Raw genomic sequence first — 26021 nt, forward strand, 5'->3', positions numbered from 1 at the left:
ATGACCGATGTGGTGGACTCGGACGAACTGCTGCGGCGCATCCAGCGGGCACGGGCGTGCGCGGCCCAGGAGGAGCGGGCCTGGCGGGCGCGGGGCGAGCGGCTGGGCCGGGGGGATGCGGGGGACGCCGGAGAGGCGCGGGACGCCGAGATCCGCACGGTGGCCTACGGGGTGGTGCTGCGGGTGCTGGACGAGATCCTGACGCCGGGCAAGCACGCGACACCGGGCTGACAGGCCTCGCGCAGGGCGCGGCGGATTGGCGCCCGGGGTGTCGGGAACCCGGCGGCGTATGACTGCCGATCACCACCGGGCACCGGTCCTGGAAGCACTGGAGGAGTACCACCGCAGTGGACGGCTGGGATTCACGCCGCCGGGCCACAAGCAGGCGCGGGGAGCGGATCCGGCGGTGCGCGAGATCCTCGGGGACGCCGTCTTCCTCGGCGACGTGCTGGCGACGGGCGGCCTGGACGACCGGCTGACCCGGGGCCGGGTGCTCCAGTCGGCGCAGGAGCTGATGGCCGACGCGGTGCACGCCGAGCACACCTTCTTCAGCACGTGCGGCAGCTCCCTGTCGGTGAAGGCGGCGATGCTGTCGGTCGCGGGCCCGCACGAGAAGCTGCTGATCGGCCGGGACGCCCACAAGTCGGTGGTGTCGGGGCTGATCCTGTCCGGCGTCCGACCGGTGTGGGTGGAGCCGCGGTGGGACGCCGGACGGCATGTGGCGCACCCGCCGTCGGCCGCGGAGTTCGAGGCGGCCTTCGAAGCGCATCCGGACGCGCGCGGCGCCCTGGTGACCAGTCCGACGCCGTACGGCGCGGCGGCGGCGCTGCGGGACATCGCCGAGGTGTGCCACCGGCGCTCACGCCCGCTGATCGTGGACGAGGCGTGGGGCGCGCATCTGCCGTTCCACCCGGAGCTGCCGTCGTGGGCGATGGACGCGGGCGCGGACATCTGCGTGACCAGCATCCACAAGATGGGCAGCGGTCTGGAGCAGGGCTCGGTGTTCCATCTGCGGGGGGACCTGGTGCCGCCGGCGCTGCTGGGCACGCGCGCCGATCTGCTCGGCACCACCAGCCCCTCGGTGCTGATCTTCGCGGGTCTGGACGGCTGGCGGCGGCAGATGGCGCTGCGGGGCGAGGAGCTGATGGGGGCGGCGCTGGAGCTGGCGGCCGAGGTGCGGGGGGCGGTCGAGGAGATCGACGGGATGCACGTGGACGGCCGCGACGACTACTGCGGGCCGGGGTTCGCGGACGACTTCGACCCGCTGCCGTGCGTGATCGACATCCAGGAGCTGGGCATCACCGGCTACCGGGCGGCGGACTGGCTGCGTGAGCACCGGGCGCTCGACGCGCACCTGGTCGACCATCGCCGCATCGGCGCGCAGATCACGCACGGAGACGACCGGGAGACCACCGGGGAGCTGCTGTCGGCGCTGCGCGAGCTAAGCCGGGAGGCGCCCGGGCTGCGCGGGGGCCCGGAGGTCGCCGTGCCGGAGCCGGGCGAGCTGCGGATGGAGCAGGCGGTGCTGCCGCGGGACGCGTTCTTCGGGGCGGCCGAGGACGTGCCGGTGGAGAAGGCCGCGGGACGGGTCGCGGCGGAGATGATCACGCCGTACCCGCCGGGGATCCCGGCGGTGCTGCCGGGCGAGCGGCTGACCGAGCCGGTGCTGCGCTATCTGCGGACGGGTCTGGAGGCGGGGATGTACCTGCCGGATCCGACGGACCCGGACCTGGAGACGGTGCGGGTCGTCGCGTAGGGACCGTACGGGTCGTCGCGCAGGGACCGTACGGGTCGTCGCGCACACCCCCGATTACGCGGACATCCGGTGAATGGTTTATCGTTCACTCATACGTGGTGACGGAGTCGACCAGACTCCTCCGGACACCACCGTTTACCGCCCTGGCTGGCTTCCCCCGTCCAGCCAGGGCTTTTTCATGCCCCGACACGGCCAGGCCGCAGCTTTCGGGACCCGTTCCCCCCGCCGAGGTGCCCCGAACGGCGGCAGAGGCTGAAATGAGTAGGGAGGGAAGCACCCGGACCGCATCCCGGCGAGGAGCCCCGTCCCATGACCAAAGCGATCAAACTGCTGACCGCCCTCCCCCACCACCAGCGCGAGCGCCTGATGACGCTGGCCCGTGAGGTGTACTTCCCGGAGGACACCCGCATCTTCGAGTCCGGAGGGCACGCCGACCGCTTCTGGGTCATACGCTCCGGCGCCGTCTCCCTGGACCAGCCGCTCAACGAGGTGCAGCGGATCACCGTCGCCGGGCTCGGCGCGGGCGACCTGCTGGGCTGGTCCTGGCTGTTCCCGCCGTACGAATGGGACTTCGGAGCGCTGGCGTTCAGCCAGGTCCGCGCCTACGAGTTCGACGCGGCGACCGTGCTGCGGCTGTGCGAGGCGGACACCGCGCTCGGGCTGTCGCTGGTCCGCTGCGTCGCCGAGGTGCTGGCGCACCGGCTGGAGATGACCCGCGGCCAGCTCATGGAGCAGTACGCGATGCGACGCGGCTTCGTCGTGTAGTGAGGGCGACCGCCCGCCGCACGCGGTCAGACCCGGTAGCGGCGCAGCGCCGGCATCGCGGCGGCCAGCGCGAGCATCACCACGACGACCAGGATGCCGCCGCCCGCGACGGCCGTGCGGGGGCCGAAGGCGGACCCGGCGGTGCCGTGCAGCACGTCGGCGAGGCGGGGGCCTCCGGCCACGACGACGGTGAAGACGCCCTGCATCCGGCCGCGCATCTCGTCGGTCGCGGCGGACAGCAGGATGGCCCCGCGGAACACCATGGACACCATGTCGGCGACCCCGGCGAGGGCGAGGAAGGCGACCGCGAACCACAGGCCGCCGCTGAGCCCGAACCCGGTGACGGCGAGCCCCCACACCACGACCGAGCCGATCACCATCCAGCCGTGCCGGCGCGCCCGGGAGAACGTGCCGGAGAACAGCCCGCCCAGCACCGCGCCGATCGGGATCGCGGCGAACAGCAGGCCCAGCGCGAAGCCCTCCCCGTAGGGGGCGTACGTCTCGGAGGCGAGCTGCGGGAACAGGGCGCGGGGCATGCCGAGGACCATGGCGACGATGTCGGCGAGGAACGACAGCAGCAGCACCGCGTGCCCCGAGATGTAGCGGAAGCCCTCCAGGACGCCGCGCAGTCCGGCGCTCCCGGCCTTGGCGGCGGTGAGCGGCGGCAGGGAGGGCAGCCGGTACACCGCCCAGACGGTGACGCACAGCGCGAGGGCGTCGATCAGGTACAGCTCGGCCAGCCCGATCACGGGGATGAGCGCGCCGGCGAGCAGCGGTCCGGCGATCTGGCCGGTCTGCATCACGGTGGAGCCGAGCGCGTTGGCGGCGGGCAGTTCGTCCGCGGGGACCAGACGGGCGATGGAGGCGCTGCGGGCTGGCGCGTTCAGGCCCCAGAACGCCTGCTGCAGGGCGAGCAGCAGCATCAGCGTCCACACGGACTCCAGGCCGATGAAGGCCTGGACCCAGAACAGCAGCGAGGTGACCGCGATGCCGGTGTTGGTGAGCAGCAGCAGCTTGCGCCGGTCCATGCTGTCGGCGATGGCCCCGCCCCACAGGGCGAACACGATCAGCGGCAGCAGTCCGGCGAGGCCCGCGGTGCCGACCCAGGCGGAGGAGCCGGTGATGTCGTAGATCTGCTTGGGCACCGCGACGGCGGTGAGCTGGCTGCCGACCGCGGTGACCACGGTGGAGGCCCACAGACGGCGGTAGGCGGGGCGGCGCAGCGGGCGGGTGTCCATGGCGAAGCGTCGCCAGCCGCGCGGTCCGCCCTTCTCCTGCTCGGCGTCCGGTGTGCGGGGCTCGGTACTGCTCTCGCTGGTGTCCACGACCGTCCTGGTTGGTGCTTACATCCACTTGGCCGGGACTCACTATGGCAGGCCGCCGGGGCGGCGCGTCCTCAGGCTCCCGCGATCAGCGTCACACCGAGGACGATCATGGTGGCGGCCACCAGGGCGTCCAGCACCCGCCAGGCGGCGGGGCGGGCCAGGAAGCGGCCGAGCAGCCGCGCGCCGAAGCCGAGCGCGGCGAACCAGCACAGGCTGGCCAGCGCGGCCCCGACGCCGAAGGTCCAGCGCGCCGGGCCGTGGTCGGCGGCGACCGAGCCCACGAGGAACACCGTGTCCAGGTAGACGTGCGGGTTGAGCCAGGTCAGGGCGAGGCAGGTGAGCACGGCCGGCGCCGCGACCCGGCCGCCGCCCCGCCCTCCGCATCGAGCCCCGTGCCGGCCGGGCGGACCACCCGGCGCGCGGCCAGGGCGCCGTAGCCGAGCAGGAAGAGGCCGCCGATCCAGCCCACCACCGTCAGCGCCGCCGGCCACGCGACGACGACCGCCCCCACCCCGCCCACGCCGAGGGCGATGAGGACGGCGTCCGACAGGGCGCAGATGCCGACGACGGCGAGCACGGCGTCCCTGCGGATCCCCTGGCGCAGCACGAAGGCGTTCTGCGCGCCGATGGCGACGATGAGGGACAGTCCGGTGCCGAAACCGGCGAAGGCGGGGGCGAAAGCGCTGGTCATGGCGTCGACGGTAGGCCGGACGACCCGGTTCAGTACAGCTAATGATTCTTACGTACCCTTAGCTCTCGTGATGGAGGACCTTCCGCTGGACCAGGTACGGACGCTGCTCGCGGTGGTGGACGAGGGGACGTTCGACGCCGCGGCCGCCGCGCTGCACGTGACGCCCTCCGCGGTGAGCCAGCGGGTCAAGGCACTGGAGCAGCGCACCGGGAGGGTGCTGCTGTCGCGCACCCGCCCGGTGCGGCCCACCGAGTCCGGGGAGGTGCTGGTGCGGCTGGCCCGGCAGGTGGCCCGGCTGGAGCGGGACGCGTACGCCGAGCTGGGGCTCAGCGGCGCCGGGGAGCCGACGCGGGTGTCGATCGCGGTGAACGCGGACTCGCTCGCCACCTGGTTCCTGGACGCCCTGGTCCGGCTGCCCGCCCGGTCCCGGCTCTGCTTCGAGCTGCGCCGGGAGGACGAGTCGCACACGGCGGCGCTGCTGCGCGCAGGGACGGTGATGGCCGCGGTGACCTCCTCCCCCGACCCGGTTCCGGGCTGCTCGGTGCGGCGCCTCGGGACGATGCGCTATCTGCCGGTGGCGCACCCGGAGTTCGCGGCGGAGCTGCTGACGGAACCGCTGGAGGAGTCGGTGGCGGCGGCGCCGGTGGTGGTCTTCGACCGGCGGGACGACTTCCAGGACGGGTTCGTGCGCCGGCTCACCGGGGGCCGCACGGGCGCGAGCAGGCTGCGCCACTACGTGCCCACGTCGGAGGGGTTCGCCGAGGCGGTGGCGGCGGGGCTCGGCTGGGGCATGGTGCCTCAGGCGCAGGCGGTGCCGCTGCTGGAGGCGGGCCGGGTCATGGTGTTCGCGCCGGGGCGGGAGGCCGACGCGGCCCTGTACTGGCAGCAGTGGAAGCTGGACTCCCCCGCCCTCGCGGCGGTCGCGGACGCGGTCACCCGGACGGCGGCGCGGGCTCTGCACCCGTGACCCCGAGTTCCGCCAGCTCCCGCTCCGCGCTCGACAGCAGCATGTCCAGCGCCGTCGGATAGGCGCTCTCGACCATCCGGGCGGCGAGCAGCGGGGCGGTCTCGGCGATGCGCGGATGGGTGGCGGCGGGCAGCCGGGCGTAGGTCGAGCGCCACATGTCCTCGTCGGCCCGCCGCGCCGCGTCCGGCAACGCCAGGGAAGCGGCGTCGAGGGCGGCGAACGCCAGCGTGGTGTCGATGAACGCCTGGTAGACGCGGACGGTGCCGGCGGGCGGGAAACCGGCGGTGCGCAGCACGTCCAGCACCGCCTCGTCGGCGGTGAGTTCGTTGGCCCGGCCGGAGACCCGGCTCGCGGTGAGGACGGCCGCCTGCGGGTGGGAGACGTAGGCGGCGTGGATGCGCAGGCCCAGGTCGCGCAGGTCGTGGCGCCAGCGCCCGGTGCGGTGCCAGCCGTCCAGGGCCTGGCCGATCAGCGCGTCGCCGATGGCGAGGGTCAGATCGTCCATGCCGCGGAAGTACCGGTAGAGGGTGCTCGGGTCGCAGTCGAGGGCGAGTCCGAGGCGGCGGGCGGTCAGGCCCGCGCTGCCGTGCTCCCGGAGCATCCGCAGCGCGGTCTCCACGATCAGCCGCTCCGACAGCACGACCCCGCTCCGGGTCGGCCTGCGGCGCCTGCGCCGCTCCTCGGACACCACACGTTTGGCCATCGCCCCTCCTTCGCTCCCGGACCTGTCCAGTCCTTATGCCAACGCCATTGACCTTACGTCCCGGCCCGGCGTTTCATCACGCCCAGGGGCCCCGCAGAACATTCCGGATCCACGCGGATCCATGAGGACGAAAGGGAGTGCTCCGTCATGCGCGTACTGCTGGTGGGAGCGGGTGGTGTCGGGACCGCCGTCACCCGGATCGCGGCCCGGCGGCCGTTCTTCGAGCTGATGGTGGTGGCCGACTACGACCCGGCCCGGGCCGAGGCGGCGGTGGCGACGCTCGGCGCGGACGGCGACCGGTTCCGTGCCGAGCGGGTCGACGCCGGCGACGAGGCGCAGGTGACGGCGCTGCTGGAGCGGCACGGCTGCGACGTGCTGCTGAACGCCACCGACCCGCGTTTTGTGATGCCGCTGTTCCGCGCGGCGCGGGCGGGCGGCGCCACGTATCTCGACATGGCGATGTCCCTGTCCCGCCCGCACGGCGAGCGGCCGTACGAGGAGTGCGGGGTGAAGCTGGGCGACGAGCAGTTCGCGCAGGGCGCCGAGTGGGAGGAGGCCGGACTGCTCGCGCTGGTCGGCATGGGCGTGGAGCCGGGTCTTTCCGACGTGTTCGCCCGGTACGCGGCCGACGAACTCTTCGACGAGATCGAGGAGATCGGCGTCCGCGACGGCGCGAACCTCACGGTGGACGGCTACGACTTCGCGCCGTCGTTCAGCATCTGGACCACCATCGAGGAGTGCCTCAACCCGCCCGTGGTGTACGAGAAGGACCGCGGCTGGTACACCACCGAACCCTTCAGCGAGCCCGAGGTGTTCGACTTCCCCGAGGGCATCGGCCCGGTGGAGTGCGTGAACGTGGAGCACGAGGAGGTGCTGCTGGTGCCCCGCTGGGTGGACGCCCGCCGGGTCACCTTCAAGTACGGCCTGGGCCGCGAGTTCACCGACACGCTCCGCACGCTGCACCTGCTGGGGCTGGACCGCACCGAGCCGGTGACCGTGCCGGGACCCGACGGGCCCGTGAAGGTCTCCCCGCGGGACGTCGTCGCCGCGTGCCTGCCCGACCCGGCGACCCTCGGCGACCGCATGCACGGCAAGACCTGCGCGGGCACCTGGGTGCGCGGCACCAAGGACGGGGCGCCGCGCGAGGTGTACCTGTACCACGTGGTCGACAACCAGTGGTCGATGAGCGAGTACGGCTGCCAGGCGGTGGTGTGGCAGACCGCCGTCAACCCGGTCGTCGCGCTGGAACTGCTGGCGACCGGCGCCTGGTCCGGGGCGGGCGTGCTCGGCCCCGAGGCGTTCCCCGCCGGTCCGTTCCTGGACCTCCTCACCGCCTACGGCTCGCCGTGGGGGCTGCGTGAGCAGTGACCGTTTCCACGCGGATCGCGCTGTTTCAGCGTGACTTGACAGGTCACCCGAAAGGCAGCAAGGCATCCAGAAGGGTGCGCGCCTACTTCGGACGCAGGTGACTTTCGATGGACAACTGGCGGCACAGCGCGGCCTGCCGGACCGAGGACCCCGAGCTGTTCTTCCCGATCGGCACCTCCGGGCCGGCCCTGCTGCAGACCAGCAGGCCAAGGCGGTCTGCCATGGCTGCCCCGTGCGGGAGCAGTGCCTGGAGTGGGCCCTGGAGACCGGACAGTCCATCGGTGTGTGGGGCGGCACGAGCGAGACGGAACGCCGCGCGCTCAAGCGGCGCATCGCGGCCCGCCGTTCGTCGGGCAGGGCCTGACGGACGCGGCGGGCGGTGTGCGGGAGTGACGGCGCGAGCAGGCCCCCGGGGACTCCCCGGGGGCCTCTTCCGTGTGCGCCCGCCGGGACGACGCGGGCCGTCCCGCCCGCCGTGCCCGGTCCCGCGCGTCGCAGTAGGCTCGCAGCGATTCCGGCGGAAGGGCCCACCATGAGCGTGCGCGTGCGGCGTGTGTACGAATCGCCCCAGCCCGACGACGGGGTGCGGGTGCTGGTCGACCGGCTGTGGCCGCGCGGCCTGGCGAAGGACGCGGCCCGGGTCGACGAGTGGCCGAAGGGGCTGACCCCGTCCACGGAGCTGCGGCGCTGGTACCACGCCGACGAGGGCACCTTCGACGAGTTCCGCGAGCGCTACGAGTCCGAGCTGGCCGCCCCCGAGGCGGCGGAGCTGCTGGAGCACGTGAGGGAGCTGGCCGGGAAGGGCACGGTGACCCTGCTGACCGCCTCCAAGCAGCCGGAACGCAGTCACGCGCAGGTGCTGGCCCGGCTGCTCGAGGAGTGAGCGGGCTCCCTCACGCCGTCTGCGCGGCCGCCGCCCTGCCCGCCGCGCGGCCCGAGAAGAGGCAGCCGCCGAGGAAGGTGCCCTCGAGCGCGTTGTAGCCGTGGACGCCCCCGCCCCCGAAGCCCGCGACCTCGCCGGCCGCGTACAGCCCCTCCACCGGGCTGCCGTCGGCGCCCAGCGCGCGGGAGTCCAGGTCGGTCTGGATGCCGCCGAGCGTCTTGCGGGTGAGGATGTGCAGCTTGACGCCGATCAGCGGGCCCGCGGCCGGGTCGAGGATGCGGTGCGGTGCGGCGACCCGGCCGAGGCGGTCGCCGATGTAGCGGCGGGCGTTGCGGATGCCCTGCACCTGGGCGTCCTTGCTGTAGCCGTTGGCGAGCTGAAGGTCGCGCGCCTCGATCTGGCGCCGGAGGAGGGCCGCGTCGAGCAGCGGCTCGTCGGTGAGGGCGTTCATCTTCTCGACGAGTTCCTCGACCGTGCCGGCGGTGACGAAGTCCGCGCCGTTGCGCAGGAAGGCGTCCACGGGGCCGGGCGCGCCCTTGCCGAGGACGCGTTCACGCAGGAACCCGGCGCGGTCCTTGGCGGTGATGTCCGGGTTCTGCTCGGAGCCGGAGAGCGCGAACTCCTTCTCGATGATCTTCTGGGTGAGGATGAACCAGGAGTGGTCGTACGGGGCGATGTCCTCGGTGGTGCGCAGGTGCTTGAGCGTGCCGAGGGTGTCGTAGCCGGGCAGGCAGGGCTCGGGCAGCCGGCGGCCGAGGGCGTCGAACCACATGGAGGACGGGCCGGGCAGGATGCGGATGCCGTGGCCGGGCCAGACCGGGTCCCAGTTCCGGATGCCCTCGGTGTAGTGCCACATGCGGTCGCGGTTGACCAGCCGCACGCCCGCGCGGGCGCTGATGTCGAGCATCCGCCCGTCGACGTAGGCGGGGACGCCGGTGACCATCTCGCGCGGCGGGGTGCCGAGCCGCTCCGGCCAGTACTTCCGGACGATGTCGTGGTCGGCGCCGATGCCGCCGCTGGTGACGATCACGGCCTGCGCGGTCAGCTCGAACTCGCCGATCACCTCACGGCTGGAGGCGACGCCGCGGGGCGCGTCGTCCTCGGCGAGCACGGTGCCGCGCACCCCGCGTGCAGCGCCGTCCTCCAGGACCAGCTCGTCGACGCGGTGGCGGTGGTAGAAGGTGAGGAGTCCGTCGCGCGCGGCCTGGCGGGCGTAGCGGGTGAAGGGGGCGACGACGCCGGTGCCGGTGCCCCAGGCGATGTGGAAGCGGGGCACGGAGTTGCCGTGGCCGCCGGCGCGCAGATCGCCGCGCTCGGCCCACCCTACGGTGGGCAGGAAGGTGATGCCGTGGCCGTCCAGCCAGGACCGCTTCTCCCCCGCCGCCCACTCGACGTAGGCGCGCGCCCAGCGCCGCGCCCAGGAGTCCTCGTCGTCGGTGCGGTCGAAGGCGGCACTGCCCTGCCAGTCGTTCCAGGCCAGTTCGAAGGAGTCCTTGATGCCAAGGCGGCGCTGCTCGGGCGACCCCACCAGGAACAGCCCGCCGAACGACCAGTAGGCCTGGCCGCCGAGGTTGGCGGCGTTCTCCTGGTCGACGAGGGCGACCCTGCGGCCCCTGCTGGTCAGTTCATGGGCCGCGACGAGGCCCGCGAGGCCCGCTCCGACGACGATGACGTCGGCATCCATGGCGACCGTCCCTTCCTTGTCCGTCCGGAGGCTTCGTCCGGGGTCTTCAGCCGGTGAGCAGCGCGGTGAGCAGCTGTTTCAGCCAGGCCCGGGCGCGTTCGGTGTCCCGGTCCAGCAGCAGTTGGGCCGTGACGCCGTCGTAGGCGGCGACCACGGCGTGCGCGGCGCCCTCGGCGTCGCCGAGCACGGCGGGCAGCGCGGTGTGGCCACGGGCCCGCTCCAGCCGGCCGGCGACGGCCCGCCGCAGCCGGGCCCGGTGGCCGAGGAGCGTGTGCGCCACGCGCGGGTCGCGGGCGGCGTGCACCAGGAAGTCGGTCTTCACCAGCAGCCAGTCGCGGTCCAGCAGCAGCGCCTCGGAGACCCGGTCGACGGCGGCGGCGACGTCGAGGTCGGGCCCGTCGGAGGCGAGGGCGCCGGCCACCTGCTCGGCGATGAGGTCCGCGCGCTGGGCGTAGAGCGCGAAGAACAGTTCGTCCAGGCCGGCGAAGTTGGAGTAGAAGGCGCCGCGCGTGTAGCCGGCGGACTCGCAGATCTCCTCGATGGAGACGTGTCCGAAGCCCTTGGCGGCGAAGACGGCGAAGGCGGCGTCGAGGAGGTGGGCGCGGGTGCGCAGCCGGCGCGCGGTGACGCGCCCGCTCCCGGTGTCCGCCATGCCTTCCGCCCTCCGCCCCACGTTCGATACGGGAACGTATCCGATACACCGATGTATCGAACAGCCCCCGGAGCAGGGCGATCGGCCGCCGGGAGATCGTTATAGAACGTATTTTCGATTAAGGGGTACGCTGGTCCCCATGAGCACGCACCACCTCCCGGCGCTCCAGGGCTCGCTCTTCGACCAGGACGACGAGCTGCGGCTCGGCCCGCTCGACGGCGTGCGCCGCACCGAACTCGGCCGCGGCGCCTGGATCGACCTGCTCCCCGGCTGGCTGCACGGCTCCGACGCGCTCTTCGACCATCTGGCCTCCGAAGTGCCCTGGCGGGCCGAGCGGCGCCAGATGTACGACCAGGTCGTCTCCGTGCCCCGGCTGCTCGCGTACTACGGCGCCCGCGCCCCGCTCCCCCACCCCGTCCTCACCGAGGCCCGCGACGCGCTGAGCGCCCACTACGCGGAGGAGCTGGGCGAGCCGTTCGCCACGGCCGGGCTGTGCTACTACCGCGACGGCCGGGACAGCGTCGCCTGGCACGGCGACCGCATCGGCCGGGGCGCCCGCGAGGACACCATGGTCGCCATCCTGTCGGTGGGATCGCCCCGTGACCTGCTGCTGCGGCCCATGGGCGGCGGCGAGACCGTGCGCCGGCCGCTGGGCCACGGCGACCTGGTCGTGATGGGCGGCTCCTGCCAGCGCACCTGGGAGCACTGCGTACCGAAGAGCGCCAAGGCCGCCGGGCCGCGCATCAGCATCCAGTTCCGCCCGCGCGGGGTGAACTGACCGCCTCCGGCAACCGCGGCGGAAGCCTGTCGTCCCCCGCCGGGCCTCCCCCACACTGGGTGCACCCGGGCGGGGAGGAGCGATGGGCGCGGACACGGGACCGCCGGACGCGGGGTCCGGCCGGCGCGGCGAACTGGACGTGCTGCGCGCCCTCGTCGTGGTCGGCCTGGTCTTCTTCCACAGCGCCCTGGTGTTCTCGCCCGACGACGACTTCTATGTGAAGGACGCGACGACGACGGACGCCGTCACCGTGCTCGCCGGGTTCGGGGTGGTGTGGGCGATGCCCATGCTGTTCCTCGTCGCCGGGCTCGGCGCCCGGCACTCGGTCCGCCGCCGGGGACCCGCCCGGTTCGCCCGGGAGCGGCTGCTGCGCCTGGGCGTCCCGCTGGTGTTCGGCACGGTCGTGCTGTGCCCGCTCCCCCAGTGGCTGCGGCTGCGCGCCGCCGGCCCCGCGTACGACGAGCCGTACCTGACCTTCTGGGGGCGGTTCCTGAGCGTGCGGCCGGACCCGGCGGACTTCCCGTTCGTCCTGGAGGGCGAGCACTTCGAGACCGGGCACCTGTGGTTCGTCGTGCTGCTGCTCGCCTTCTGCCTGCTGCTCGCGCCGTTCGCCACGGCCCTGACGGGGTGGGCGGACCGCGCGGCCGTGTCCGTGGGGCGCCGGCCCGCGTTGCTCCTCCTGCCCGCGCTCCCGCTCGCCGCCGTGAACGCGCTGCTCGGCATGGAGGAGGACTACGCAGGCTGGAACCGCTGGGCCTATCTGCTGTTCTTCGCGTACGGCTTCCTCCTCGCCGACGACGAGCAGGTGCGCGTGCCGACGCGGCGCGCGGCCGTGCGGGTGGGCGTGCTCGGGGTGGCGCTGTTCGCCGGGACCGCGCCCGGGTTCGTCGCGGGCGACGACCCGTTCACCGCGTGGACCCCGGCCGCGCTGGCCACCCGGGCGCTGTTCGGGGCGGCGGGGTGGTGCTGGGTGCTGGCGATCCTCGGCCTGCTGGACCGTCGCCCCCGCTTCCGACGGCGGATGCCGCCGTTCCTGGCGTACCTGGCCGTGGCCGCTCTCCCCCTGTACGTCCTGCACCAGCCGGTGGTGGTCGCCTGCGCGTACGGGACCGTCGGCCGGTCCGGGCCCGCGGGGGTGAAGTACGCGGTGATCGTGGCGGCGTCGCTGGTGACGGTGGTGCTGCTGTACGAACTCGGGGTGCGGCGGTGGGCGGTGACGCGGTGGCTGTTCGGGATGCGCCCCGCGCCCCGCGCGGCGGCGCGCCCGAAGGACGGACCACCGTCCCCACCCGCCGCCTGATCTGCTTTCCTGTGCTCGTTCGACCGGGACGGGACACGACACACGAGGCGACCATGAAGGCAACGCTGCGGCAGGTGGCGGACGGCACCTACGTGGTGCACGGCACGAGCACCAACTGGGTGATCCTGACCGAGGGGGACGGCGTCACCGTGATCGACACCGGCTACCCCGGCGACCGCGAGGGACTGCTCGGCTCGCTCGCCGAGGTGGGCGCCGCGCCGGAGGCGGTGGCGGCCGTCCTGATCACGCACGCGCACAACGACCACCTGGGCTCCGCGGAGTTCCTCAGTGCCGCCTACGGCACTCCGGTCCACACGCACAAGGAGGAAGTGCCGCACGCCCGGCGGGACTTCCTGCACCAGGTGACCGTGGGCCGGGTGCTGCGCAACGGCTGGCGTCCCGGTGTGCTGCCGTGGGCGGCGCACGCCCTGCGCGCCGGCGGGACCGCGAACGTGGCGGTCACCTCGCCCCAGCCGTTCCCGGTGTCCGGCGACGGCGAGCCGCTCGACCTGCCCGGCCGGCCCGTGCCCGTGCACACGCCCGGCCACACCGCCGGGCACTGCGCCTTCCACCTGCCGCAGGTCGGGGCGGTGGTGTCCGGGGACGCCCTGGTCAGCGGGCACCCCGTCTCCCGCGTCCAGGGCCCGCAGATGCTGACCGACATGTTCCACCGTGAGCGCGCCCGCGCCGTACGTTCGCTGGAGGTGCTGGCGGAGCTGGACGGCGACCTGCTGCTGCCCGGGCACGGCCCGGTCCACCGGGGTTCCGTGCGGGACGCCGCCCTGCTCGCCCGGGAGCGCGCGCAATAGGCTGAGGTGACGATCACCTTCGAGCCTTCGGGACGATCACACTCGAGACGAGGACACCGCCGCCATGGCACTGCAGATCAACGCCACCAACCCGGAGCACCCCGCGCTCCTGTTGGAACTGCCGTGGCACCTCCCGCTGGAGGAGTGGCCCGACGAGTACCTGGTGCCGCTGCCGCGCGGCATCTCCCGGCACGTCGTGCGCTACGCCCGCGCCGGCGACGAGGTGGTCGCGGTGAAGGAGCTGGCCCAGCGTCCCGCGCTGCGCGAGTACGAGCTGCTGCGCGACCTGGACCGGCTCGGCATCCCCGCGGTGGACCCGCTCGCCGTGGTGACCGGCCGCACCGACCCGGAGGGGGAGCCGCTGGAGAGCGTGCTGATCACCCGGCACCTCCGCGGGAGCATGCCGTACCGGTCGATGTTCGAGACGACGATGCGGCCGGCCACCATGCACCGGCTGATGGACGCGCTCGCCGTGCTGCTGGTGCGGCTGCACCTGGCGGGCTTCGCGTGGGGCGACTGCTCGCTGTCCAACACGCTGTTCCGGCGCGACGCGGGCGCCTTCGCCGCCTACCTCGTGGACGCCGAGACCGGCGAGCTGCACCCCGAACTCACGCGCGGGCAGCGGGAGTACGACCTGGACCTGGCGCGGGTCAACATCAGCGGCGAGCTGCTCGACCTGGAGGCGTCCGGCGCGCTGCACCCCTCCGTCGACCCGATCGACTTCGGCACGGAGATCTGCGCCCGCTACGAGGAGCTGTGGAAGGAGCTGACCCGCACCTCGGTGTACCCGGCGGGCAAGCACCACCACATCGAGCGCCGTATCCGCCGCCTGAACGAACTCGGCTTCGACGTGGCCGAGATGCAGATCGAGCACGCCTCCAACGGCGACACGGTGACCTTCGTGCCGAAGGTCGTGGACGCCGGGCACCACCAGCGCCAGCTGCTGCGGCTGACCGGTCTGGACACCGAGGAGAACCAGGCCAGGCGGCTGCTGAACGACCTGGAGAGCTGGATGGCCACCCAGGACGACTACGCCCCGGGCGACCCCCTCGGTGCCCGTCCCGAGGTGCTCGCCCACCGCTGGGTGCGCGAGGTGTTCCGGCCCACCGTGCGGTCCGTGCCGCCGGAGCTGCGCGGGCAGATGGACCCCGCGCAGATCTACCACGAGCTGCTGGAGCACCGCTGGTACCTGTCAGAGCGGGCCCAGCACGACATCGGTCTGGAGACCGCCGTCGAGGACTACATCCAGCGGGTGCTGCCGAAGCGGCGGGAACCGCTGCGGCCCACGGAGGAGTAGCCGGGCCCGCCCCGGGTCAGGCGGGCGGGACGACCGCCACCGGGCACTCCGCGTGGTGCAGCACGCCGCCCGCCACCGAGCCGATGCGGGCGCCCACGGCGGAGCGGCGGGCGCGGCGGCCGACGACCATCAGCTGGGCCGTGCCCGACACCGACAGCAGCACCTGCCCCGCGCTGCCCATCTCCACGTGCTCCACGACGTGCACGTCCGGGTAGCGCTCCCGCCACGGCGCGAGCGCGGCCGCCAGGCTCTTCCGCTCGAACGGCTCAAGCCCGCCGGCCTCGTCGAGGAGCTGGAGGGAGGAAGGGCTGTAGGCGAACACCGGCGGCAGGGTCCAGGCGCGCACGGCCCGTACCGTGGCGCCGCGCCGCGCGGCGGTCTCGAAGGCGAAGCCGAGCGCGGCGGCGCTGTCCTCCGGGTCGCCCTCCTGACCGACGACGATCTCGTGCCCGGCCACCTCGTCGGAGGCCTTGTCGCCGGCCCGGACGAACACCACGGGGCGCTCGGCGTCCACGATCACCTGCTGGCCGACCGAGCCCACCAGGAAGCCCATGAGCCGCCCGTGCCCGCGCGAGCCGAGCACCAGCATCCCGGCGTCGGCCGCGGCGGCGGTCAGGGTCTCCACGGCGTCGCCCTCCAGCACGTCCGTGGTGACGTCCAGGCCGCCGTGGCGCTCCCGGACGGCGCGGACCGCCTCCTCGGCGGCCTCCCGCGCCCACTGCGCCTGGGCGGCCCTGTCCCCGGTGTCCAGCGCGTCGTGCGCCTGGAACCGCCAGGCGTGCACCACCCGGAGCGGCAGGTCCCGGCGGACCGCCTCCCGGGCCGCCCAGGCCAGCGCGGCGAGGCTCTCCTCGCTGCCGTCGATCCCTGCCGTGATCGGCCGCGTCATGCCGTTTCCTCCCGGAGTCGTGTTTCCTGCGCGTCCAGTCTTCCCTACGGGCCTCGCCGCCCCGGCACACGGTCACCGGGCACGACGCCCCCGTGCCCTCCTGCCCGCGGGGATCTCCCGCACGCCCGCGCGCCCGGCGGCGACCGCACCTACGATGGGCAGCGGGCCGGTGCGGAGGCCGTGACGGGATCTCGGCCCGCCGCGCCGGGGATCCGACCACGCTGTGGGGGACGCATGGCACAGCCCGCCGACGCCGCCCGGACCGTCATCATGACCGTGGACGACGACCCGGGTGTCTCCCGCGCCGTGGCCCGGGACCTCAGGCGGCGCTACGGGGCGTCGTACCGGATCGTGCGCGCCGAGTCCGGCGAGTCCGCGCTGGAGGCGCTGCGCGAGCTGAAGCTGCGCGGCGACCTGGTGGCGGCGATCCTCGCCGACTACCGGATGCCGAACATGAACGGCATCGAGTTCCTGGAGCGCGCCATGGACGTGCATCCGGGGGCCCGCCGGGTGCTGCTCACCGCGTACGCGGACACCGGCGCCGCCATCGACGCGATCAACGTCGTCGACCTCGACCACTACCTCCTCAAGCCGTGGGACCCGCCCGAGGAGAAGCTGTACCCGGTGGTGGACGACCTGCTGGAGGCGTGGAAACGCAGCGACCACCGGCCGGTGCCCAGCACCAAGGTGGTCGGGCACCGCTGGTCGGCGCGCTCCTCCGACGTACGGGAGTTCCTCGCCCGCAACCAGGTGCCCTACCGCTGGTACTCCTGCGACGAGCCCGAGGGACGGCGACTGCTGGAGGCGGCCGGCGAGGACGGGATGCGGCTGCCGCTGGTGGTCACCCCGGACGGGACGCCGCTGGTCCAGCCGGAGCCCGCCGACCTGGCCGCGCACGTGGGTCTCGCCACCACCCCGGCGTCCGACTTCTACGACCTGGTGGTGATCGGCGGCGGCCCGGCGGGGCTCGGCGCGGCCGTGTACGGAGCGTCGGAGGGGCTGCGCACGGTGCTGGTGGAGCGGTCGGCGACCGGCGGTCAGGCGGGGCAGAGCTCGCGGATCGAGAACTACCTGGGCTTCCCCGACGGGGTGTCGGGGGCGCAGCTCACCGAGCGGGCCCGGCGGCAGGCCACGCGGTTCGGCGCGGAGATCCTCACCGCGCGGGAGGTGACAGGCCTGGACGTGGGCGGCGCGGCCCGGGTGGTGCGGTTCTCCGACGGGTCGCAGGTCGCCGCGCACAGCGTGATCCTGGCGACCGGGGTGTCCTACCGGCGGCTGACGGCGCCGGGCTGCGACGAACTGGGCGGCTGCGGCGTCTACTACGGCTCCTCGCTGACCGAGGCGCCGGCCTGCCAGGGCCAGGACGTGTACATCGTGGGCGGCGCCAACTCGGCCGGGCAGGCGGCGATGTACCTGTCCCGGTTCGCCAAGCAGGTGACGCTGCTGGTGCGCGGCCCGGACCTGTCCGCGTCGATGTCGTACTACCTGATCGAGCAGATCGGGCGGGTGGCGAACATCGCGGTGCGGTGCGGCACGGTCGTCGAGGAGGCGCACGGCGACGGCCATCTGGAGCGGCTGACGCTGCGCGAGACGGACAGCGGTCGGACCGACGTGGTGGACGCGCAGTGGCTGTTCGTGTTCATCGGGGCCGCCCCGCTGACCGACTGGCTGGACGGCACCGTGCTGCGCGACGGGCGCGGCTTCATCCTGGCCGGGCCCGACCTGACCGCCGACGGGCGCCCGCCGGACGGCTGGGAGCTGGACCGGCCGCCGTACCACCTGGAGACCAACGTGCCCGGTGTGTTCGTCGCGGGCGACGCGCGCGCGGAGTCCGCCAAGCGGGTCGCCTCCGCCGTCGGAGAGGGAGCCATGGCCGTGATGCTCGTCCACCGTTACCTGGAGCAGTCGTGAGCGCGCAGCCGATGGAGTGCCTGCCGGACGAGATCGGCTCCCTGTTCCTGTTCGAGAAGCTCACCCCCGAGCAGCTCGGGCGGCTGTGCGAGGCCGGCCGGGTGGAGCGGTACGAGCCCGGCACCGTGTACGCCGAGGGCGACCCGGCCACCTGCTTCTACGTGATGGTGGAGGGCACGGTCGTGCTGTCCCGGCGGGTCGGCGGGGACGACGTGGAGGTCACCCGCACCTCGCAGCGCGGGGTGTACGCGGGGGCGATGCAGGCGTACCTCGGCGACCGGGTGCCGCAGGTCTACAACAACTCGCTGCGGGTGACGGAGCCGACGCGGTTCTTCGTGCTGCCCGCGGACACGTTCGCGGACATCATGCGGGACTGGTTCCCGATGGCGGTGCATCTGCTGGAGGGGCTGTTCTTCGGGGTGAAGAGCACCCAGCAGGCGGTAGGTCAGCGGGAGCGGCTCCTCGCCCTGGGCTCGCTGTCCGCGGGGCTCACCCACGAGCTGAACAACCCGGCCGCGGCGGCCGTGCGGGCGACGGCGACGCTGCGCGAGCGGGTGGGGAAGATGCGCCGCAAGCTGCGGATCATCTCCGAGGGCGCCTACGACCGGGAGACGCTGGCGGGGCTGATCGAGATCCAGGAGCGCACGGCCGAGCGGGTCGCGAAGGCCCCGGTGCTCAGCCCGCTGGAGGCGTCCGACCGGGAGGACCTCCTGGCCGACTGGCTGGACGACCACGGCGTGGAGGAGGGCTGGCGGATCGCCCCCACGTTCGTGCAGGCCGGGCTGGACACGGACTGGCTGGAGCAGGTGGCCGCGGCCGTGGACGAGGAGACGCTGCCGAGCGCGGTCGGCTGGCTCAACTACACCGTGGAGACCGAGCTGCTCATGGACGAGATCCAGGACAGCGCGGCCCGCATCTCCCATCTGGTCGACGCCGCCAAGCAGTACTCGCAGCTCGACCGCGCCCCCTTCCAGGTCGCGGACGTGCACGAACTCCTCGACTCCACCCTGCTGATGCTGTCCGGGAAGCTGGGCCAGGGCATCCGGGTGGTCAAGGAGTACGACCGCACCCTGCCCCGCGTCCCGGCGTACCCGGCGGAGCTGAACCAGGTGTGGACCAACCTCGTGGACAACGCGGTCGCGGCGATGCGCGAGGCGGACGGGGAGGGCACGCTGACCGTGCGCACGGCGCGGGAGAACGACGCGCTGCTGGTGGAGTTCGGCGACACCGGGCCCGGCATCCCGGCGGAGATCCGCGACCGGGTGTTCGACCCGTTCTTCACCACCAAGCCCGTGGGCGAGGGCACCGGGCTGGGCCTGGACATCTCCTGGCGGATCGTGGTCAACAAGCACCACGGCAGCCTCCGGTTCGACTCCGAGCCGGGCGACACCCGCTTCCAGGTGCTCCTGCCGCTCACCGCTCCCGCCTCCGACCATCCACAGGAGGAGCCCGTATGACCACCGAACACGCCATCGACCCCAGCGTGCCCCCCTCGGGCGCGGGCTGCGCCGACTGCGACGCCGTGGGCGGCTGGTGGTTCCATCTGCGGCGGTGCGCGCAGTGCGGCCACGTCGGCTGCTGCGACAGCTCGCCGGGCCAGCACGCCACCGCCCACTTCCGGGCCACCGGACACCCGGTGGTGCGCAGTTACGAACCGGGCGAGAACTGGTTCTGGAACTACGCCACGAACGAGCTGTACGAGTCGGGTCCGCCCCTCGCGCCGCCGGTCAGCCATCCGGTTGACCAGCCCGCCCCCGGCCCCGCGGGCCGGGTCCCCGCCGACTGGGCGCGCGCCCTGCACCGCTGAGCCGCGGCGCCCCGCCGGCCCGGGAACCCGGGGGCACCGCCCGTCGTTGTCCGGACACCCCCACACATGTCGGACGACGGCGAACAGGGCGGTGCCATGAGCGAGTTGGTCCCCGGCGGCAACATCCCGCTCCCGGGCGGCGCGGTGACGGTCCGGGTGCCGGGGCCGTTCGACGTGTCCGCACTGATCACGGACGACGGCCGGAAGGTCTCGGGGGACGCCGACTTCGTCTTCTACAACCAGCCCTCGGCGCCCGGCGCGCGGCTCGGCGGCGACACGCTCGTCGTCGACCCGGCGGCGCTGCGCGCGGGCGCCACCCGGGTCACGGTCGCCGTCAGCCCCGAAGAGCCCGGCACCCCGCTCAGCGCCCTGCCCGCGCCCGTCCTGGAGGTCACCGGCCCCGGAGGGCGTGCCCTGGCCCGCTTCCGCCCGCCGCGCCCCGACCGGGAGACGGTGCTGCTGCTCGCGGAGATCTACCGGCGCGGCGGCGGCTGGAAGCTGCGCGCCCTCGGGCAGGGGTACGCGGACGGACTGGCCGGTCTCGCCCGGGACTTCGGCGTCGACGTGGAGGACGACGAGGGCGCGGTGTCCACCCGTACGGCCCCGGTCGTCACCGGCAGGGCGCCGGTGAGCCCCGCCGCGGTGGTCCGGCCCGCCCCGCGCGCCCATCCGTTGGTTCCGCCGCGTCCGGCGGCCCCGCCGTCCGCCGGGGACGACTTCCTGGCGCTGGTCAACTCCGCGCGCCGGGCGTCCGGTTCGCCGCCGGTGTCGCACGACGGGCGGCTGGCCGAGGCGGCCCGGCAGCACGCCCGGGCGATGGCGCACGGCGGGCGTCTCGGCGTCGAGGGCCCGGACGGCGTCTCCGTGCACCAGCGCGTGATCTCCGCTGGATATCCGTATCTCACCGTCGGCGAGCACCTGGTGTCCGGGCCGCTGTCCGTGGACCGGTTCGTGGGCCACTGCCTGCGGCACGAGGCGGCCCGGCGCACGGTGTGCGACCCGGCGTTCGCCCACGCCGCCGTGGCCTCCTGCGAGGGCGCCGGGGACACGTACTGGACGGCGCTGTGGGCGCGTCCGCTCACCCCGGAGGGCCTGGACCGCACGGAGGCGGAGGTCGTGGAGCTGACCAACCGGGAACGCGCGCGGGCCGGCCTCCCGCCGCTGTCCCGCGACCCGCTGCTGACGACGGCCGCGCAGGCGCACAGCGCCGACATGGTGGCGCGGGACTTCTACGCGCACACCGCGCCGGACGGCGGCAAGCCCTGGGACCGGGCCGCCGCCGCGGGCTCCCGGTGCCGCGCGGTCGGCGAGAACATCGCGTGCGGGCAGCGGTCGGCCGCCGAGGTGGTGCGCGGCTGGATGAACAGCCCGGGCCACCGGGCGAACATCCTGAAGCCGGAGTTCACGCACATCGGCGTCGGCTTCGCGGGCGGCGGCCGGGCGGGCACGTACTGGACGCAGTTGTTCGGCGGTTGACCCGCGCCGCGGCTGCCGCGCGGGCGAGGATGGCCCTCATGACGGGTGACCTGTTTTCCAGTGAGCACATGGTGCGGCCGGCCACGGCCCCGGGCATGACGGTGGAGAACGCCAAGTGCCTGCGCTACACCGTCGACGGCGAGATGCTCGCCCGCCAGGGCGCGATGGTCGCCTACCGCGGCGATCTCCGGTTCGAGCGCAAGGGCCAGGGCGTGGGCGGGATGCTCAAGCGCGCGGTGACCGGCGAGGGACTGCCGCTGATGGCCGTGCGCGGGCAGGGCGAGGCCTGGTTCGCGCTGGAGGCGCAGAACTGCTTCGTCGTCGAGATCGGCCCCGGCGACGAGTTCACCGTCAACGGCCGCAACGTGCTGTGCTTCGACGCCACGCTGTCCTACCGCATCTCCACCGTGAAGGGCGCCGGCATCACCGGCGGCGGCCTGTTCAACAGCGTGTTCACCGGGCACGGCAAGCTGGGCCTGGTATGCGAGGGCAGCCCGCTGGTGATCCCGGTGACGCCGGAGAGCCCGGTGTACGTGGACACGGACGCGGTCGTCGGCTGGACGGCGGGGCTGTCCACGTCGCTGCACCGCTCGCAGTCGCTGGGCTCGATGCTGCGCGGCGGCTCCGGCGAGGCCGTGCAACTGGTGCTCCAGGGGCAGGGGCACGTCGTGGTGCGGCCCAGCGAGGCGCCGCCGCACAAGGCGCAGCAGCGCTGAACCTCGTTGACCCCGGCCGCCCGCCGGGTGAGGCTGGGGCACGGCGCGGATCACGCCCCCCGCGCCGGAAAGGTGACAGCCGTGATCGAGATCGCCGACATCGAGACCGCCGCCGAGCGGATCGCCGGGCACGTGGTGCGCACCCCCACCGTGCCGAGCCCTGGCCTTTCGGCACTGCTCGGGGTGCCGGTGACGGCCAAGCTGGAGCTGCTGCAGCACACCGGGTCGTTCAAGGTGCGCGGCGCGGCGGCGAAGCTGCTGGCGCTGAGCGAGGCGGAGCGGGCCGCCGGGGTGGTCGCGGTGAGCGGCGGCAACCACGGCATCGCGCTGGCGGTGACGGCCGCCGCGCTGGATGTGAAGGCGACCGTGGTGATGCCGCGTTCGGCGCCCGTGCGGGCCGTGGAGATCGCGCAGGCGTCGGGCGCGACGGTGCGGGTCACGGACGACATGGCCGGGGCGTTCGCCCTCACCGCCGAGCTGCGCGAGGAAGGCCTGACCCTGGTGCATCCCTTCGACGACCCGGTGGTGATCGCCGGTCAGGGCACCGTGGGTCTGGAGTTCGCCGAGGACGCCGGTGAGCTGACCGACGTGCTGGTGAGCATCGGCGGCGGGGGCCTGATCGCCGGGATCGCGGCGGCGCTGCGCGCCCGGCGGCCCGGGGTGCGGGTGTGGGGCGTGGAGACCGAGGGGGCGCAGGCCATGTCCGAGGCGCTGAAGGCGGGCGGCCCCGTCCCGGTCGCGCTCTCCTCGATCGTCTCCACGCTCAGCGCGCCCGCCGTGTCCCAGCTGACGTACGACCATGTCGCCGAGCTGGTCACGGAGGTGCTGGTGGTGCCGGACCGGGAGGCGGTGCAGGGGTCGCTGGATCTCGCCGACCACGCGAAGGTGTGGGCGGAGCCGGCCGCGGGCTGTCTGCTCCCTGCCGCCCGCCGGGTGCTGGAGCGGGTCGGCGACGACGCCCGTCTGGGGCTGGTGGTGTGCGGCGGGAACGCCACCACCACCGACATGATGGCGTGGACGGACCACTTCTCCCTGCGCTGAACCCCACGCCGTGTGAAGGGTGTTACGCCCGGCGTTGAACGCACCGGCCCCTCTCCTCCGTACCAGAGGAGACGGAAGTCAGCGGTTCGACGAGGGATCACCGGACGAGGGATCACCAATGGGCTGGGCGCACGCCTCCACCGACCGGCCGGTCGCCGGCCGCTACCGGCTGGTCGAGATCACGCACCGCGAGACCAACCGGGTCAGCTGGTACGCCGACGACCTGCGGACGGGGCGGCCGTGTCTGGCCACCCGCATCGAGCTGCCGGCGGACGCCGCGGAGGACGTCCGCCGCGCCCCGTCGCGGATCGTGCGGGCCACCGGGAACGTGGCCCGGCTCTGCCCGGACCGGATCGCGGACGTCGTCGACGCGGTCGGCGAGGGGGGCTGCCTGTGGACGGTCACGGCCTGGATCGACGGCACCCCGCTGGACGAGGTCCTGCTCCAGCGGGGCACGTTCGCGCCCGCGCGGGCGGCGCGCGTCGCCCTGGACCTGCTCGACGTGCTGGACGCGGCGCACGCGGAGGCCGTCACCCACGGCGAGCTCAGCCCCGGCCAGCTCCATCTGCGCGAGACCGGCCCGGTGATCGTCAGCGGCTACGGTGTGGCCGGCACGACGTCGGCGCCCCGGCTCACCGCGCCGTCGTACGCGGCGCCGGAGCAGGCGCGGAACGAGCGGGTCGGCCCCGCCGCCGACCTGTGGGCGCTGGGGGCGATCCTCTACACGATGCTGGAGGGACGCCCGCCGTTCCGGGACCGGGGCAGGGTCGCGGCCACCCTGCGCGGGGTGGAGCGGCTGCCGCTGCGCCCGCCGCTGCGCTGCGGGCCGCTCACCCAGCTCGTCACGGGGCTGCTGCGCAAGGAACCCCGGGAGCGCCCGGGTCGCCAGGTCGTGCGGGAGGTGCTCACCCGGGTGCTGAGCGAGGCCCCCGGCGCGGGTCTTGAGCCGGGGGAGGCGTACGCGCCGGCCGGGCGGGGGTGGAAGCGGACGAGCGTGCTCGTCGGCACGCCCCTCGCGGTGCTCACGGTGACGGCGGCCGTGGTCACGGCGGCGACGGGGCTGCCCGGCGGCGACGACCGGGCAGGCGGCGGCTCCCCGGCGTCGGCGTCCGCGTCGGCCGGCGGGACCGGGGCGGCGGACACCGCCCCACGCGTCCCGCCGTCGTCGAAGGCACCCTCGTCTCCCCCGTCGCCCTCCCCGTCCGGGTCCGCCTCGCCGTCCCCGTCGGGCCCGGGGGCCCTCCCCGCGGGCTTCCGCACCTACCGCGCGCCGGAGGGGTTCTCCGTCGCGCTGCCCGAGGGCTGGGAGCGGCAGCGCACCTCCCGGGCGACGGAGCTGTCGTACCGGGTCACGTTCGGCGCGGACGACGACCCGCGCACCCTGGCAGTCACCTACAGCGAGCGCGTGGGCTCCGACCCGGTCGCCGTGTGGCAGGACACGGTGGAGCCTGGCCTCGCCCGCGCCGACGCCTATCGGCGGATCGGCGCCATCGAGGCCACGACGTATCAGGGCCGCGAGGCCGCCGACATGGAGTGGATCACCACGGACGGCGGCGCCCGGGTGCGCACCTTCGGCCGGGGCTTCCTGCTGGGCGACGGCAGGGGCTTCTCCCTGCGCTGGACCACCCCGGCCGCCGACTGGGCGAGCGCCGACAGCCAGGAGGCCCTGCGCACCGTGCTGCGGACCTTCCGGCCCGGTTCAGCGAGCTAGCTAGCCGCGTGGGGCCCGCAGCGCGCGCAGCGGCCAGGGGATCAGCGGTGTGGTGAGCCAGTGGGCGCGGAAGACGCGGTCGGTGAGGGAGCAGGTGACGCGCAGGCGGTGCGGGGTCTCCAGGACGGCGATGTCGACGGTGAGCGTGTCGGGGCCGTCCCAGCCGCCGGTGACCGCGACCGGGACCGCGCCCTCGGTGACGGTCCAGTCCGTGCCGGTCCAGCGGGCCGCCAGCCGGTGGCCGCCCTCGTCGAGGGTCAGCGTCCAGCCGCCGTCGTCGTCCGCGGTGAGCTCGGCGGCGCTGAGCTTCGGCTGTTCGGCGCAGAGCCCGCCCTCCGGGGTGAAGGTCGCCCCGGCCCAGTCGCCGGACGCCGGCGCGGGGGCGCCGTCCGTGGCCGGCAGGGCGAGGCGCTCCAGGCGCTCGCGCAGGGCCGCGTCCTCGGCGTCGCGTCCGGTCAGCGGGGCGTCTTTGAAGGCGGGGAGCAGGTGCTGCCAGACCAGTTCGAGGTAGCGCTGCATCTCCACGGTGGCGGACGTCGCGGCGATCACGGCGTCGTGCTCGGGCAGCACCAGGCAGAACTGTCCGTAGGCGCCGTCGCCGCGGAAGCCGTGCCGACTCCGCCAGAACTGGTAGCCGTAGCCCTGGTCCCAGTCGGAGCGGTCGTCGCGGCCCATGGCCCCGGCGGTCTCGATGTGGGCGCGGGTGGCGCGTTCGACCCAGCCCTCCGGCAGCAGCCGCTCGCCCTGCCAGACACCGTCGTTCAGATACAGCAGGCCGAACTTCGCTATCGCGTCGAGGGTGGTGTGCAGTCCGGCGAAGCCGATCTCGCGTCCGGCGCGGTCGCGGGACCACAGGGTCTCGCCGATGCCCAGCGGGTCGAACAGCCGCGGCCGCAGATACTCCGTGAGGGTCTGCCCGGTGACCCGCTGCACGATCGCGGCGAGGGTGTACGTGCAGGGCTGGTTGTAGGTGAACAGGGTGCCCGGATCACGCTGCGGCGGCTGGAGCAGGAAGCCGCGCACCGGTTCGGCCGGGTCGGCGCCGAACGCCTCGTCGACGGTCTCGTGGTCGTGCCCGCTGGCCATGGACGCCACGTGGCGCACCAGCATCGCCCGGCTGCGCGGGTCGGTGATGTCCGCGTCGAACTCCGGGAAGTACGACAGCACGGTGGCGTCGAAGTCGATCAGCCCTTCCGCCTCGGCGAGCCCGGCGGCGGTCGAGGCGAAGCTCTTGCTGAGCGAGTACAGCAGATGGGGGCGTCCGGCGGTGTACGGCGCCCACGAGCCGGAGGCCACGACCGTGCCGTGGCGCACGATCGTCAGTCCGTGCGGTTCGATGTCCGGATCGGCCTCGATCGCGTCGAGGAAGGCGTGGACGCCGGACGCGTCGACGCCCTGGGTCGCGGGGGCTGCGGTCGGAAGGGCTCGCTGGGTCATGGGGGCATCCTGCCCGGGGCACCGGCGGGTGATCCACCGTTTTCCCCGGTCGCCA

23 protein-coding genes and 2 pseudogenes are annotated in these 26021 nt (G+C 74.0%); 18 read left to right on the forward strand and 7 right to left on the reverse strand.

Annotation, left to right across the window (positions count from 1 at the left end):
* The 3 genes from AY578_RS02115 (at position 1) to AY578_RS02125 (ending at position 2521) form a co-directional block, all read left to right on the forward strand.
* Positions 1–231, forward strand: coding sequence for a hypothetical protein (locus tag AY578_RS02115; protein ID WP_019526745.1), 231 nt, complete (start codon positions 1–3; stop codon positions 229–231).
* A 58-nt stretch (positions 232–289) separates the two neighbouring features.
* On the forward strand, positions 290–1756 hold the full coding sequence (locus tag AY578_RS02120; protein WP_136237231.1) for an aminotransferase class I/II-fold pyridoxal phosphate-dependent enzyme: 1467 nt from the start codon (positions 290–292) through the stop codon (positions 1754–1756).
* Between the two features lie 309 nt (positions 1757–2065).
* Positions 2066–2521 (forward strand): cyclic nucleotide-binding domain-containing protein, encoded by a 456-nt coding sequence (locus AY578_RS02125; RefSeq protein WP_019526747.1) that lies wholly within the window; start codon positions 2066–2068, stop codon positions 2519–2521.
* 26 nt (positions 2522–2547) lie between these two features.
* On the opposite strand, the gene AY578_RS02130 is transcribed toward AY578_RS02125, so the two are convergent.
* Together AY578_RS02130 and AY578_RS02135 are read right to left on the reverse strand one after the other, a co-directional pair.
* A complete protein-coding gene (locus tag AY578_RS02130) occupies positions 2548–3846 on the reverse strand; it encodes an MFS transporter (RefSeq protein WP_136237232.1) in 1299 nt (432 codons plus the stop codon).
* Between the two features lie 71 nt (positions 3847–3917).
* Positions 3918–4537: pseudogene (locus tag AY578_RS02135) on the reverse strand (LysE/ArgO family amino acid transporter).
* Between the two features lie 70 nt (positions 4538–4607).
* Between AY578_RS02135 and AY578_RS02140 the strand changes: the two are divergent.
* On the forward strand, positions 4608–5504 hold the full coding sequence (locus AY578_RS02140; RefSeq protein WP_136237233.1) for a LysR family transcriptional regulator ArgP: 897 nt from the start codon (positions 4608–4610) through the stop codon (positions 5502–5504).
* Here AY578_RS02140 and AY578_RS02145 read toward each other — a convergent pair.
* Positions 5470–6207: a TetR/AcrR family transcriptional regulator gene (locus AY578_RS02145; RefSeq protein WP_028960278.1), complete on the reverse strand. Its 738-nt coding sequence runs from the start codon at positions 6205–6207 to the stop codon at positions 5470–5472. The genes AY578_RS02140 and AY578_RS02145 overlap by 35 nt on opposite strands.
* A 147-nt stretch (positions 6208–6354) precedes the next feature.
* Here AY578_RS02145 and AY578_RS02150 point away from each other — a divergent pair, with 147 nt between their 5' ends.
* The 3 genes and pseudogenes from AY578_RS02150 (at position 6355) to AY578_RS02160 (ending at position 8458) form a co-directional block, all read left to right on the forward strand.
* Positions 6355–7575 carry a saccharopine dehydrogenase family protein gene (locus AY578_RS02150; protein ID WP_136237234.1) on the forward strand — a complete coding sequence of 407 codons (1221 nt, stop codon included), beginning with the start codon at positions 6355–6357 and terminating at the stop codon, positions 7573–7575.
* Between the two features lie 107 nt (positions 7576–7682).
* Positions 7683–7939 (forward strand): annotated as a pseudogene (locus AY578_RS02155) (WhiB family transcriptional regulator).
* 168 nt (positions 7940–8107) lie between these two features.
* On the forward strand, positions 8108–8458 hold the full coding sequence (locus AY578_RS02160) for a DUF488 domain-containing protein (RefSeq protein WP_019526754.1): 351 nt from the start codon (positions 8108–8110) through the stop codon (positions 8456–8458).
* 10 nt (positions 8459–8468) lie between these two features.
* Here the strand turns inward: AY578_RS02160 and AY578_RS02165 are convergent, their stop codons facing one another.
* A complete protein-coding gene (locus AY578_RS02165) occupies positions 8469–10142 on the reverse strand; it encodes an FAD-binding dehydrogenase (RefSeq protein WP_019526755.1) in 1674 nt (557 codons plus the stop codon).
* A gap of 46 nt (positions 10143–10188) precedes the next feature.
* Entirely contained in the window at positions 10189–10794 is a 606-nt protein-coding gene (locus tag AY578_RS02170; protein ID WP_136237235.1) for a TetR/AcrR family transcriptional regulator, read from the reverse strand.
* A 139-nt stretch (positions 10795–10933) separates the two neighbouring features.
* Between AY578_RS02170 and AY578_RS02175 the strand changes: the two genes are divergently transcribed.
* The 4 genes from AY578_RS02175 (at position 10934) to AY578_RS02190 (ending at position 14978) form a co-directional block, all read left to right on the forward strand.
* Positions 10934–11572 (forward strand): alpha-ketoglutarate-dependent dioxygenase AlkB, encoded by a 639-nt coding sequence (locus AY578_RS02175; RefSeq protein ID WP_019526757.1) that lies wholly within the window; start codon positions 10934–10936, stop codon positions 11570–11572.
* Positions 11573–11654: 82 nt separating this feature from the next.
* Positions 11655–12872, forward strand: a complete 1218-nt coding sequence (locus AY578_RS02180; protein ID WP_136237236.1) for an acyltransferase family protein — start codon at positions 11655–11657, stop codon at positions 12870–12872.
* A 53-nt stretch (positions 12873–12925) separates the two neighbouring features.
* Positions 12926–13681 carry an MBL fold metallo-hydrolase gene (locus AY578_RS02185; protein WP_136237237.1) on the forward strand — a complete coding sequence of 252 codons (756 nt, stop codon included), beginning with the start codon at positions 12926–12928 and terminating at the stop codon, positions 13679–13681.
* Between the two features lie 64 nt (positions 13682–13745).
* Positions 13746–14978 carry a DUF4032 domain-containing protein gene (locus tag AY578_RS02190; protein WP_019526760.1) on the forward strand — a complete coding sequence of 411 codons (1233 nt, stop codon included), beginning with the start codon at positions 13746–13748 and terminating at the stop codon, positions 14976–14978.
* Between the two features lie 16 nt (positions 14979–14994).
* Here AY578_RS02190 and AY578_RS02195 read toward each other — a convergent pair whose 3' ends face one another.
* Complete coding sequence (locus tag AY578_RS02195; protein ID WP_136237238.1) at positions 14995–15867, reverse strand: universal stress protein; 873 nt, start codon at positions 15865–15867, stop codon at positions 14995–14997.
* Between the two features lie 234 nt (positions 15868–16101).
* Here AY578_RS02195 and AY578_RS02200 point away from each other — a divergent pair, with 234 nt between their 5' ends.
* From AY578_RS02200 to AY578_RS02230, 7 genes are all read left to right on the forward strand, one after another.
* The gene (locus AY578_RS02200; RefSeq protein WP_136237239.1) at positions 16102–17778 is read left to right on the forward strand and encodes an NAD(P)/FAD-dependent oxidoreductase; all 1677 of its coding nucleotides are present in this window, start codon (positions 16102–16104) and stop codon (positions 17776–17778) included.
* Between the two features lie 11 nt (positions 17779–17789).
* Positions 17790–19235, forward strand: coding sequence for an ATP-binding protein (locus tag AY578_RS02205; RefSeq protein WP_199781954.1), 1446 nt, complete (start codon positions 17790–17792; stop codon positions 19233–19235).
* Positions 19232–19585, forward strand: coding sequence for a UBP-type zinc finger domain-containing protein (locus tag AY578_RS02210; protein WP_019526764.1), 354 nt, complete (start codon positions 19232–19234; stop codon positions 19583–19585). Before AY578_RS02205 ends, AY578_RS02210 begins: the two co-directional genes overlap by 4 nt.
* Before the next feature lie 96 nt (positions 19586–19681).
* Entirely contained in the window at positions 19682–21061 is a 1380-nt protein-coding gene (locus AY578_RS02215; protein WP_136237240.1) for a CAP domain-containing protein, read from the forward strand.
* Between the two features lie 38 nt (positions 21062–21099).
* Entirely contained in the window at positions 21100–21777 is a 678-nt protein-coding gene (locus AY578_RS02220; protein WP_019526766.1) for an AIM24 family protein, read from the forward strand.
* Positions 21778–21858: 81 nt separating this feature from the next.
* Positions 21859–22818, forward strand: coding sequence for a threonine/serine dehydratase family protein (locus AY578_RS02225; RefSeq protein WP_137208535.1), 960 nt, complete (start codon positions 21859–21861; stop codon positions 22816–22818).
* Between the two features lie 118 nt (positions 22819–22936).
* Positions 22937–24529, forward strand: a complete 1593-nt coding sequence (locus AY578_RS02230) for a serine/threonine-protein kinase (protein WP_258901887.1) — start codon at positions 22937–22939, stop codon at positions 24527–24529.
* On the opposite strand, the gene AY578_RS02235 is transcribed toward AY578_RS02230, so the two are convergent.
* Complete coding sequence (locus AY578_RS02235; protein ID WP_136237243.1) at positions 24530–25966, reverse strand: serine hydrolase domain-containing protein; 1437 nt, start codon at positions 25964–25966, stop codon at positions 24530–24532.
* Between the last annotated feature and the right edge of the window lie 55 nt (positions 25967–26021).

The sequence above is a fragment of the Streptomyces thermocarboxydus genome (genome assembly GCF_024760485.1).
Taxonomy (GTDB): domain Bacteria; phylum Actinomycetota; class Actinomycetes; order Streptomycetales; family Streptomycetaceae; genus Streptomyces; species Streptomyces cellulosae.